At 64.2% G+C, this 12,193-nt stretch carries 11 protein-coding genes; 5 read left to right on the top strand and 6 right to left on the bottom strand.

The window, feature by feature from the left end; all coding sequences use genetic code 11:
* Positions 1-34: 34 nt before the first annotated feature.
* The 6 genes from M1D43_RS10725 to M1D43_RS10750 form a co-directional block, all read right to left on the bottom strand.
* Positions 35-253, bottom strand: a complete 219-nt coding sequence (locus tag M1D43_RS10725; protein ID WP_004435856.1) for a hypothetical protein — start codon at positions 251-253, stop codon at positions 35-37.
* Positions 254-801: 548 nt separating this feature from the next.
* Complete coding sequence (gene secD, locus M1D43_RS10730) at positions 802-3,336, bottom strand: protein translocase subunit SecD (protein WP_013843950.1); 2,535 nt, start codon at positions 3,334-3,336, stop codon at positions 802-804.
* Positions 3,337-3,429: 93 nt separating this feature from the next.
* Entirely contained in the window at positions 3,430-3,852 is a 423-nt protein-coding gene (locus tag M1D43_RS10735; protein ID WP_192923396.1) for a hypothetical protein, read from the bottom strand.
* A 159-nt stretch (positions 3,853-4,011) separates the two neighbouring features.
* Complete coding sequence (locus M1D43_RS10740) at positions 4,012-5,625, bottom strand: 5-guanidino-2-oxopentanoate decarboxylase (RefSeq protein WP_498813954.1); 1,614 nt, start codon at positions 5,623-5,625, stop codon at positions 4,012-4,014.
* Complete coding sequence (locus M1D43_RS10745) at positions 5,622-6,812, bottom strand: pyridoxal phosphate-dependent aminotransferase (protein ID WP_153313157.1); 1,191 nt, start codon at positions 6,810-6,812, stop codon at positions 5,622-5,624. The genes M1D43_RS10740 and M1D43_RS10745 overlap by 4 nt, the downstream gene beginning before the upstream one ends.
* A 23-nt stretch (positions 6,813-6,835) precedes the next feature.
* Complete coding sequence (locus M1D43_RS10750; RefSeq protein WP_013843946.1) at positions 6,836-7,450, bottom strand: TetR family transcriptional regulator C-terminal domain-containing protein; 615 nt, start codon at positions 7,448-7,450, stop codon at positions 6,836-6,838.
* A gap of 269 nt (positions 7,451-7,719) precedes the next feature.
* Here M1D43_RS10750 and M1D43_RS10755 point away from each other — a divergent pair, with 269 nt between their 5' ends.
* The 5 genes from M1D43_RS10755 to M1D43_RS10775 all read left to right on the top strand — a co-directional run bounded on the left by M1D43_RS10755 (position 7,720) and on the right by M1D43_RS10775 (position 12,137).
* Positions 7,720-8,493: an ABC transporter ATP-binding protein gene (locus M1D43_RS10755; RefSeq protein ID WP_013843945.1), complete on the top strand. Its 774-nt coding sequence runs from the start codon at positions 7,720-7,722 to the stop codon at positions 8,491-8,493.
* Between the two features lie 36 nt (positions 8,494-8,529).
* Positions 8,530-9,312, top strand: a complete 783-nt coding sequence (locus M1D43_RS10760; protein ID WP_003530910.1) for a transporter substrate-binding domain-containing protein — start codon at positions 8,530-8,532, stop codon at positions 9,310-9,312.
* Positions 9,313-9,419: 107 nt separating this feature from the next.
* Positions 9,420-10,145, top strand: coding sequence for an ABC transporter permease (locus tag M1D43_RS10765; RefSeq protein ID WP_010968661.1), 726 nt, complete (start codon positions 9,420-9,422; stop codon positions 10,143-10,145).
* On the top strand, positions 10,142-10,966 hold the full coding sequence (locus M1D43_RS10770) for an ABC transporter permease (RefSeq protein WP_013843943.1): 825 nt from the start codon (positions 10,142-10,144) through the stop codon (positions 10,964-10,966). The genes M1D43_RS10765 and M1D43_RS10770 overlap by 4 nt, the downstream gene beginning before the upstream one ends.
* A 1-nt stretch (position 10,967) precedes the next feature.
* Positions 10,968-12,137, top strand: coding sequence for a M20 aminoacylase family protein (locus M1D43_RS10775; RefSeq protein WP_014526598.1), 1,170 nt, complete (start codon positions 10,968-10,970; stop codon positions 12,135-12,137).
* The last annotated feature ends 56 nt before the right edge of the window (positions 12,138-12,193 follow it).

Here is a 12,193-nt window from a genome sequence, read left to right on the forward strand (position 1 = left end):
GAAGAGAATTTCTTGTCCTGGAACGGTTCGCACGTCACGCGGCGGCGATGCCGGGCGTCCGATTGGTGAGGTTCCGCCCGCCCTGGGCGGAAAGGAGCCGGCCAATGGCCGCGCGTGCTTCATCGACCGAACGGAAGCGTTGCGCGTCCAGGTCCCAGACGTGATACTTGACGGCCAGGAACTTCAGACGGTCTTGGTCGGGAACGACGACTCCGACGGCTTCACCACCATATTCGATAACTTGCTTGCTCATGTAAATAACGCTCCTCCGCACCCACGGGCGCGGATAATTCAATTCTCGGCAAAGGATGAACTCGGTAAGTTTGAACGGTCACATTCGGCGAAGTTGACGAATGAGACCTTTAACCGTTGCACGACAATGGGAACGTGAGCCGCAGAAAGCGGCGGTCGAGAATTCGAACATGTCACTCTCCTTTGGCTGGCCCGGCATAGGACGCCAGGCGCTCATGAACAAATCGAAGCGGACTCCTTCCGCTTCCCACAGTGGCAAACTAAAATAATCTACCAATTTCGTCAACTGCAGAAACACGAACGCGAAAAATAATTCTCACTACTCGTTTCCGCAGCTGGCGCGTCGGCAAATCCGTTCGCCTGTCCGGGCTATCACGCTATCTAGGTAGCGCCGAATCGCCGTGCAAGGGACGGGTCGAATATAGGCAGGAATTTCCGACGAAAAAGGGGCAGCCCTCGTAGAGGCTGCCCCTTTGCCGGGATCGACACGGCGGGATCAGGAAAGGCGCGGACGGTTTTCCGCCCGCATCCGTCGACGGCGCGAGGCCGTCAGGCCGTCGGCGTTTCCGCCTGCTGCCCGGCGGAACGAGCGGCTTCCCGCTCCTTCCACCAGCGGCTCAGGAACAGGAGGATCGGACCGCCGATATAGATGGACGAGGTCGTCGCGACGATGACGCCGAAGATCATCGGCCAGGCGAAGCTCTGCACCGCCTCGCCGCCCCAGATCGCCATCGGCACAAGGGAAAGCGCCGTTGCAGCCGAGGTGAAGATGCATCGCGCGATCACCTGGTTGATGCTCATGTCGATGAGATCGGAGAACGGCATCGACTTGTACTTGCGCAGGTTTTCGCGCATGCGGTCGTAGACCACCACCTTGTCGTTCACCGAATAGCCGATCATCGTCAGCAGCGCTGCGATCGCCGTCAGGTTGAAGTCGATGCCCGTGAGTGCAAAGAACCCGACGGTCTTGGTGATGTCGAGCAAGAGCACGGCGATCGCGCCGACGGCGAAGTGCCATTCGAAGCGGAACCAGATGTAGAGCAGGATCGCCAACATGGCGAGGGCGACGGCGAGGAAGCCGGATCGCGCAAGTTCGCCACTGACCGTCGGACCGACGACCTCGGTCCGCTCCATGCTGGCACCGGGGATGGCGGTCGTCACCGCATCCTTGACCTTGTTCAGTGCCACCGTCTGCGCCTGCTCGCCCCCCGGCTGCCGCTGCACGCGGATCAGCACCGATTGGCCGCCGCCGAAGTCCTGGAGCGCCACCTCGCCGAGATTGAGCTCCTCGAGGCTTTGACGCAGTGTCGGCAGATTGATCTTCTCCTTCGAAACCGCCTCGACCTGAATGCCACCGATGAAATCGATGCCGTAATTGAGACCCGGCGTGAAGAACAGGATGACGGAGCTGATCGACAGGAATGCCGAAAAGCCGATCGCGAGGAACCGGCCCTTCATGAAGGAGAAGGTGGGCAGCTGCGGCACCTTGCCAAAAAGCGACGGGATTTCCAGCTTCTTCATCTTGCGGCGCACGACGACTTCGCGCATCAGCAGGCGCACGACCGTAACCGATGTGAACATCGAAATGCCGATGCCCAGCATCATGGTGACGGCAAAGCCCTTCACCGGCCCGCTGCCGAACCAGAAGAGAAGCACCGTGCCCGCAAGCGTCGTGACGTTGGAGTCGATGATCGTCGCATAAGCCTTGTTGAAGCCGATATCCAGCGCCTTCATCGCGCCGGCGCCCGCCTCGGTCTCTTCGCGGATACGCGCATTGATCAGGATGTTCGCGTCCACGGCCATGCCGATGCCGAGAATGATACCGGCGATACCGGGCAAGGTCAGCGTCGAACCTATGAGGCCGAGTACGCCGATCGTCATGATCGTGTGCAACACCAGGCCGACATTGGCGATCATACCCCAGGCCCCGTAGAGGATGACCATGAGGACCACGACGAGGCCGAAACCGGCGAGACCGGTAAAGAGGCCCATGCGAATCGAGTCGCTGCCGAGATTCGGGCCGACCGAGCGCTCTTCGATGATCGTCAGCGGTGCCGGCAGCGCACCGGAGCGCAGGAGTGCGGAAAGAACCGTCGCCTCCTCGACCGTGAAGCTGCCGCTGATCTGGCCGCGGCCACCGAGAATGGGCTCGTTGATGACCGGCGCCGTCAGCACCTTGCCGTCGAGTACGATCGCAAACGGCCGGCCGACGTTTTCGCGGGTGATGTCGGCGAACTGGCGGGCACCGAGCGAGTCGAAGCTGAAATCGACGACCGGCTGGTTGGTGCGCTGATCGAAGCCGACCTTGGCGTCGTCCAGCCGCTCGCCGGAAATGGCGACGCGGCTTTCGACCGGATAGCGGTTGCCGTCATTGGCGCCCGGCAGAATGTCGACCCCACGCGGCGCCGGCTGTGTGACGTCGACGCTCTGATCGAGCATGTGGAAGCTCATCTGTGCCGTCGAACCCAGAAGCTCGCGCAGGCGTGTCGGATCCTGAAGGCCGGGCAGCTGGACCAGAATGCGGTTGGAACCGATGCGCTGGATCAGCGGTTCGGCGACGCCGACCTGGTCGACGCGGTTGCGGATGATTTCCAGGCTCTGCTCGACCGCCTTGGTCATGCGGTCGGCAAGACCCGCCTCGGTCATCGCCAGGGTGATGACATCGCCCGCCGTCGTTACCTCGACCTCAGGAGCCGGGGCGGCGAAACCCACCGTGCTCACGGGCGTCGCCAGTTCCTGCAGCTTCGGCAGAACCTTGTCCCGGTCCTGAGCATCGGGGATGCTTACGGTCACGCTGTTGCCGCTGATGCGCGCCGAGGAGGCGGAGACGCGCTCGCCGCGCAGGACGCGACGGGTATCGTCGAGAAGCGAGTTGAGGCGAGCCTTCTGCAGCCCCGCCCCGTCCACCTCGAGAACGAGGTGCGAACCGCCCCTCAGATCGAGGCCGAGCGTGACCGGCTCGAACGGGAGGACGGAAGCGACCTGCTCCCTCATGGCCGGCGTCAGAACGCTCGGTAGCGCCGCAAGGCATCCGAAGATGATGATCGCGACATAGGCGAGGACCGCCCATCTGGATGTACGCATGTGGGAATTCCATAAACGCCTGAACGCGCCTTGGGCAGCGTCCGGGCTGGGTTTTCATCAATGGCTGAGGCGGGATCGAAAGCCCTGCCGAACTCAAACGATGGCTGCCGCCGGTGGCGGCGCGCGGATGCACTCGTTCTGGCACGGCGCGGCGCGTGCGATTTCGGCTCGCGGCAGAGATGGAGAAGGAGAAGCCACGGGCGCAGCGAGCGCCACGCGTTGAAATTGGATGCATGGCGCCGGATCGCCGCCGGGCATCGACTTGCCGTCAGCGCGCTCGCCGCTGAAACGGAGGTCGGGCAGTGCAACCGCCCTGCAAATCTGGCGGGCGACCGGCCGGTCGGAGGAACCTGTATCGGGTTGAGCGACATTGCCGGCCGGCGCTCCGGCCGCGCGGCCTGCTGCACCCTGGCCGACCGCGATGACCTGCATGGAAAGAGAGGCGCAGAACAGCCACAGCACGGCGAGAAGCCGGCTGGCGTGCATGCTCCTGCTGCCACCACCCATGAGGTCCATCGAGGACGCGGTCCCTTTCTCTTTGCGTCCGGTCAATCCGCGATCGAACGCAAGCGAGACGAATTCAGCCCGATCACCAGGCTAAACGAAGAACGTGGCCGGATTCGAGCATGTGCGCTCTTAACATCACTCCGGGCCGGAAAAGTCAAATCCGGGCCGTCACGCAGTGGCGCCGGCGGTTCTTTCCTGATGGATTTCGATGAGCGAAGGCCCCGGGCGGGACGCCGCATCGGCGAGCGCGCGCGGCAGATCCTTCACGGTCCCCAGCCGCTCAGCGGGCAGGCCGTAGGCTTTGGCGGTCAGCAGGAAATCGGGTGCGGAAGGTTTGACACCTTCCGGCGTGATCCCCGATTCGACCATGTAGGATTCGATCTCACGGTATCCGTCATTGTTCCAGACGAGGAAGACGACCCTGGCATCCGCATCCACCGCCGAGCCGATCTCGGCCAGGGAAAACTGGAACCCGCCATCGCCGACGAGGCATATGACCGGCCGCCCACGATCGGCGACCGCAGCGCCCACCGCAGCGGGAGGCGCATAGCCGAGCGAGCCGTAGCCCGTCGCCGAATTGAACCAGGCTCTTTGCCGCGGCGCGTCGCAATAGAGGTTGCCGGCATAGACGGCCTGGGTCGAGTCCCCGACGATGGTGCAGTCGGGGAGCGTCCGGTAGATCGCCTCGACGACGCCGATTTCCGCAAGCATTTTCGGTGTCAGCTCCTTAAGCGCCGCCTTGCGCGCGGCCTCCGCCCGCAAGCTCCCATCCTTGGCCGCCGCATGGTCCGGCAGGAAGCCGAGAATGCCCGCAGTCGCAGCCTTCGCGCCGGAGAGGATCGAAAGCGCAGCTTGCGGCCCACGCGCGAGCTGCGCCGCATCGATGTCGGTGCGAATAAGGTTCTTCAGCAGCGGAAAGCCGCCATCCGCATAGAGATCATAATCGGTCTGGCCCATCTCGGTGCCGAGCGCCAGCACGAGATCCGCCTCCCGCAGCAGCGCGCGGACCGCCTTGAGGCTCGGGCTTGCCGGCACCCGGAGCGGATGGCCGGCAAGCATGCCGCGGGCGTTGACCGTCGTGACCACCGGCGCGCCGATCCGCTCGGCGAGTTCGCGCACTTCCGCTTCCGCGGTCAGGGCGCCGCCGCCGCACAGGATGACCGGCCGCGCGGCTTCCGCGCAGAGGATCGCCGCCGTCTGCAGCGTTTCGCTGTCGGAGCGCGGGCGCGTCGCCGCCGCCGGCTTTGCCGGCCGGCCCTCGATCTTCAGGGCCATCACGTCGGTCGGAATTTCGATATGGACCGGGCCTGGCCGGCCGGAAAGCAGAACGGCAAAGGCGCGGTCGACGACGAGCGGCAGATCGGCGGGGTTGAGAAGTGTGTGCGAATAGAGCGCCAGCGTCTTCATCATTCCATTCTGATCGGGCAGCTCGTGCAGCAGTCCCCGGCCATGACCGAGGGAATCCCGGCGGTTGACGCCGGAGATCACCAGCATCGGAATCGAGTCCTGCCGGGCCTGCGCCATGGCGGTGATCGTGTTGGTAAGGCCCGGGCCGGTGATCACGAGCGCCACGCCCGGCTTGCCGCTGACGCGCGCATATCCGTCGGCCATGAAGCCGGCACCCTGTTCGTGACGCGGCGTGACGTGGCGAATTCTAGATGCGGCAAGGCCGCGGTAAAGTTCGACCGTATGCACGCCCGGAATGCCGAATACGACCTCCACGCCGTTTGCTTCCAGGAGATCGACGAGGGTCTCGCCGACGGTTTTCGATTCGACGGTCATGCGCGGCGCTCCTTGCGGATGGTGCAGCGTTCGGCGAGCGCGGCGATGCGGCGGCATGCCTCCTCGATGGCGGCATCCGGAACGGTCAGGCTCACGCGCAGGAAGTTGCGTGCCTTGTCGCCGAAGGAGGACCCCGGCATCACCGCAACGCCCTCCTCTTCCAGGAGTGCCCAGGCGAAGGCTTCGCCGGAGAGGCCCGTGCCGGAGACGTCGATCAGCGCAAACATACCGGCCTCCGGCGGCAGCACCGAAACCCCGGACGCCCCCGCAAGACCGTCGATGATCCGCCGGGCGCGCCGGCTGTAGGATTCCCGCATCTGCCTCGCCGTATCGATGTCATGCGTCAGCGCGTAAGCGGTCATATCGGCGATGAACGGCTGCTGGCCGAAAAGCATGGTCTCGGAAATCGGCAGCAGGCGCTCGGTGAACTCGGCCGGGCCGACGGCCCAGCCGCTGCGAAAGCCGGGTGCTGCATGCGACTTCGAGATGGACGAGACGACGACCGTGCGTTCGGCAAGATCGGGATTGTCGAATGGCGAGGCGAAGAGCGCATCGAAGACGAGCTCCTCATAGACCTCGTCGCAGACGATCCAGAGATCGTGCCGCCGCGCGACTTCACCGATCGCCGCGATCTCTTCCGCCGTCAAAACGGCGCCGGTGGGGTTGTGCGGCGTATTGAGGAGCAGCACGCGGCATTCGGGCGTGACCGCCTTTTCCAGATCCTCCGCCCGCATGTGGAAGCCGTTTTCCGGGTTCAGCGGTACGAATACCGGATGGGCCCCCGTGGACCGGATGACGCCTTCATAGGTCGCGTACAGGGGGTCTCCGACGAGCACGCCGTCTCCCGCCTCGGCGAGCGCGAACATGACGGCAAAGAGCGCCGTCTGCGTTCCCGGGAAGCAAAGAATGTTCTCCGCGGTCACGGCAGCACGGCGGCGGCGGTATCTTTCGGTAAGCGCCGCCACGACTGCCGGCTCCCCGCGGCCGTTTGAATAGCGGTAGCGTCCCGCATTCATGGCCCGCTGGCACTCTTCCAGAAGCGCGCGGTCCGGCGGCAGATCCGGTTCGCCGATGGTCAGCTCGATGAGCTCGGCGCCACTCGCCTTCAGCTGACGTGCGCGGGTGTGCAGCGTCCATTTGCCGGAACCGAGCTCGGCAAGACGTGATGTGATCGACGCGTAGCGCAAGAATTCACTCCCTCATTCGATTTCTATTTTTCAATCCGAAGGCCGAGCAGGGCTTCGACCGAGGCCATGGCGATGCCGACCAGTTCGCCCTCTCGAAAGAGATCGCCGGCGAGGCAGCCTTCGACCCAGAGCCCGTCCACGAGGCCGTTGATCGCGATTGCGTAGCGGCGGCACTCCTCGGGATCGGCAGGCCGGCCCTTGGCCGAAAGAAAATCGCTGAGCAACTCCTGCAACGCGTTGCGGAAGGCGAGGTAGCCGTCGCGATGGATTTCCGCGAGCACCGGATCGACCCGCACCTGACTGATGAAGGCGGCCCAGAGAGAGATGCTGCGGCTGTCGGCGACCGGTTCGGTCAGATTGATGGCGATGAAGTCCTTGAGACGCGTCGCCGGATCGCCCTCGACATTCTTCGCCTTCTCCGTGAGAGAGGCGATGACGGCGCGGTAAGCCTCCGCAACCATCTGGTCTTTGGATTCGAAATAATGGCGGACGAGCCCTGCGGTAACGCCGGCGCGAACGGCGATCTGGCGGACGGTCGCTCCCTTGAGGCCGAATTCCGAAATGCAGTCCAGCGTCGCCTCGATCAGTTCCTGGCGCCGCTCGCCCTCGGGGGCGCGATAAAAGCTGCGCCGGTTCACCGCATGCCCCGCGCCGTGCCGTTCAGCCAGATCGTCATTGCCTGCGAACCGGTTGGGCTCATGCGTTGCTCCCGGGGATGACCGTTGTTGCGAGGAGCGTCAGAAAATCGACGCGGGTATTATTATACGCTTGAATAATAGCGACACAAGTGCAACGATGCCATCCAGAAACAGCGTGACAAGCCGAAGATGCTGCACGAGAGAAAGACCAGGGGAACTGTTTTTATGGCTTCAACCAGCGTTCCGCGAACGAGAGGAGCCGCGCGCCGATGACGGATGCGGCCCAGGCAATCGCGGTTACCGACCTCCACAAGCGTTTCGGGCCATTGGAAGTGCTGAAGGGCGTGTCGCTGAGCGCGCGGCAGGGCGACGTTATCGCGATCATCGGCGGCAGCGGTTCCGGTAAATCCACGCTTCTCCGTTGCATCAACATGCTGGAACTGCCCTCGGCCGGCCAGATCAGCGTGCACGGAGAAGAGATCCGCATGAAGCCGGACGGCCACGGCGGATTGATGCCGGCCGACCGCAAGCAGGTCCAGCGGATCCGCACCCAGCTCGGCATGGTTTTCCAAAGCTTCAATCTCTGGCAGCACATGACAATTCTCCAGAACGTCATCGAGGCGCCGGTGCACGTACTCGGCAAAACCAAGGCTGAAGCAGTCGAGACGGCCGAGGCGCTGCTCCGCCGGGTCGGCCTTTACGAGAAGCGGGATGCCTATCCGGCTTTCCTGTCAGGCGGTCAGCAGCAACGCGCCGCCATTGCCCGGGCGCTTGCGATCCAGCCGCTGGTCATGCTCTTCGACGAGCCGACCTCTGCGCTCGATCCGGAGCTCGTCGGCGAAGTGCTTTCGGTCATCGGCGATCTGGCGCGGGAAGAGCGGACGATGGTGCTCGTGACCCATGAGATGAAATTCGCGCGTGACGTCGCCAACCACATCGTTTTCCTGCACAACGGCGTGATCGAGGAACAGGGTCCGCCAGAGGCGATCTTCGGCGCTCCGAAATCCGAAAGGCTCAAGAAGTTCATCAGCTCCATTCACTGAATTCCGCAATGCTCGACAATCAAAAAAGGGAACGGCATGAAGAAGACGTTGAAACTCGTGGCGCTCGCCGCCGCTCTTGCGATCACAGGCGCGGCCGCCGCCTCGGCCCAACAGGTCAAGGTGGGAATCGCGGCGGAGCCTTATCCGCCCTTCACCTCACCTGACGCCAGCGGCAACTGGGAAGGCTGGGAGATCGAGTTCATGAAGGCCATGTGCGCCGAGGCCAAGCTCGATTGCGTCGTCACCCCGGTTGCCTGGGACGGCATCATTCCGGCGCTGACCTCGAAGAAGATCGACATGATCATCGGCTCCATGTCGATCACCGCGGAGCGGCTGAAGACCATCGACTTCTCCGACAAGTACTACAACACGCCGACCGGCATCATCGGCGCCAAGGGCGACGACATCAAGCCGACGCCGGAGGGTCTCGCCGGCAAGACGATCGGGGTGCAGGTGTCCACCGTGCACCAGGCCTATGCCATGAAACACTTTGCGCCGGCCGGCGTCGAAGTGAAGGAATATCAGACGCAGGACGAGGCAAACCAGGATCTCGCCGCCGGCCGCGTCGATGCCGTCCAGGCTGACGCGATCGCCCTAGATGCCTTCCTGAAAAGCGACCAGGGCAAGCAGTGCTGCGATTACAAGGGCGAAGTCGCCGAAGACGTCGACGTCATCGGGCCCGGCGTCGGCGTAGGGTTGCGCAAGGGAGAGACGGAACTCAAGGAAAAGGTCAACGCGGCGATCAAGGCGATCCGCGAGAACGGTACCTACGACGCCTTCTCGAAGAAATACTTCGACTTCGACATCTACGGCGGATAACCGCGACCTGCCGGCGGTCCGGGCGACCGCCGGCCTTGAATTCGTGTTCGAGCGGGATGCGCATTGCGGGCATCGCCCATGATCCCGCTCTTGTTTAAGAGGCTGCCTTGCTCGGGGATTCCTTTATCAACTGGAGCCTGCTTTCGCTCTCGGCGCCCGGCTGGGGCGGCGTCCTGCTGCAGGGCTTCCTCAGCTCGATCGAGATCGCAGTCGGCGGCTATGCGCTCGGGCTCGCACTCGGTATCGGCGGGGCCTTCGGCAAGCTCTATGGCGGGCCGGTGCTTCGCGATCTCCTGGAGTGCTACACGACGGTGGTTCGCGCGGTGCCCGAGCTCGTGCTCATCCTGCTCCTCTACTATGCCGGCACCGATCTTCTGAACCAGCTCCTTGGCGCCATCGGGGTCGGAGCCGTCGATATCAGCGGGCTCGTGGCCGGTATCTTCGTGATCGGGGTCGTGCAAGGCGCCTATTCGACGGAGGTGCTTCGCGGCGCGATCAAGGCGGTTCCCGCCGGCCAGATCGAGGCGGCACGCGCCTACGGCATGTCGCCGCTCCTGGTGCTGCGGCGCATCACGCTTCCGGCGATGCTGCCCTATGCCATCCCCGGCCTTGCCAATCTGTGGCTGATCGCCACCAAGGACACGGCGTTGCTCGCTGTCGTCGGTTTCAGCGAATTGACGCTCGTCACGCGGCAGGCGGCAGGCGCCACCAAGGCCTATCTCCTCTTCTTCTGCGCCGCCGGCGCGCTCTATCTGGCGCTGACGCTCGTTTCCAACGTCTTCATCGGCATGCTCGAACGCCATGCGCGGCGCGGCTTCGCGGAGCAACGATGACCGACGAAACCACCCACGCGCTCGCATACACGCCGGAAGACCTCCCGAGAAAGGAGAGTTTCCTCAAGCCTCATCGCATCGTGCTGATGCTTCTCTTCGCGGCGCTCGTGGTGGCGGTCGCGGTCTTCATGCGCTGGGACTGGCTGCCGCGCTACCTGCCGAGGCTCGGCTCCGGCATTCTCGTGAGCCTGGCGATGCTCTTCAGCACGGCGATCCTCGGCTTCCTCCTGGCAGTGCCGCTTGGCCTCGCCCAGGTGACCGGGCCATGGTTCTTCAAGGCTCCGGCCCGCATCTTCTGTACCGTCATCCGCGGGACGCCGCTGCTGCTGCAGCTGTGGCTCCTCTATTACGGGCTCGGCTCGCTGTTTCCGCAGTTCCCGGCCATCCGGCAATCCTTTCTCTGGCCGTATCTGCGCGAGGCCTGGCCCTATGGGGTGGCGGCGCTCACGGTATCCTTCGCCGCCTATGAGGGCGAGGTCATGCGCGGCGCGTTCGCCGGCGTGCCGTCCGGGGAATTGGAGGCCGCCCGTGCCTACGGCATGGGCCGCTGGACGATGTTCCGGCGCATCTGGCTGCCGCGGGCGATCCACCGCGCGCTGCCCACCCTCAACGGCGAGACCGTGCTGCAGCTGAAATCCACGCCGCTCGTCGCGACGATCACCGTCGTCGACGTCTATGCGGTGATCTCGAAGGTGCGGCAGGAAACCTACCTGACCTATGAGCCGCTCCTGCTGCTCGCGGCCATCTACATGTGCCTGACCGCCATCCTGGTCGTGGCCTTCCGTTACTTCGAAAACCGCATACCCACCCGTGGTGCCTGACATGAAGCTTTCCGCCGCCATCGACAATGCCATGCCGGAACTCGTCGCCATCCGGCGCGATCTGCATGCCCATCCCGAGCTTGGGCTCGAAGAAACGCGGACATCCGCCTTCATCGCCCGCCACCTCGAAGAGCTCGGCTATGAGGTGGCGACGGGCATCGCGAAAACGGGCGTGGTCGGCACGCTAAGGAATGGCACCGGGTCGCGCTCGATCGGCATCCGCGCCGATATCGATGCGCTGCCGATCCAGGAGGAAACCGGGGTCGCCTATGCAAGCACGAAGCCGGGCCTGATGCATGCCTGCGGTCATGACGGCCACACGGCGATGCTGCTCGGCGCCGCCCGCGCGCTTGCCGAGCGAAGGAATTTCGACGGCACGATCCACCTCATCTTTCAGCCGGCGGAGGAGAATGCCGGTGGCGCGAAGATCATGGTCGACGAGGGTCTCTTCGACAGATTTCCCTGCGACGCCGTGTTCGCGCTCCACAACGAACCGAACCTGCCCTTCGGCCAGTTCGCTCTGCGCGAAGGCCCGATCATGGCGGCGGTCGACGAGGCACGGATCACCGTTCACGGCCGCGGCGGCCACGGCGCCGAGCCGCAGGCGACGGCCGATCCGATCGTCTGCGGCGCCAGCATCGTCATGGCGCTGCAGACCATCGTCGCACGCAACATCCACCCGATGGACCCCTCCGTCGTGACCGTCGGCGCATTTCACGCGGGCTCGGCGAGCAACATCATCCCGGAGCGCGCGGAGATCGTCGTCGGCATACGTTCCTTCGATCCCGCGGTCCGCGACGAGCTCGAACGCCGCATCCGGATGATCGCCGAGGCTCAAGCGTCAAGCTTCGGCATGCGCGCAACCGTCGATTACGAGCGGAGCTACGACGCCACGATCAACCACAAGGCGGAGACGGATTTCCTCCGAGAGGCCGCCATCCGCTTCGCCGGCGCCGACAAGGTCGTCGATCTCGCCCGGCCGTTCATGGGAAGCGAGGACTTCGCCTATATGCTCAAGGAAAGGCCCGGCAGCTATTTCTTCCTGGGCTCGCGGGTGACGGGCGAGGAGAAATCGCTCCACCACCCCGGCTATGATTTCAACGACGATCTGCTGCCGATCGGCGCTGCCTTCTGGACCGAACTCGCCGAAGCCTACCTCGCGCGCCGGTGAGATTGGGGACGGGCGCCCGACTGCTTCGACCCGCAATGCGGTTCAAAATGCCGCGC

This window comes from Ensifer sp. R1-3, assembly GCF_056739175.1.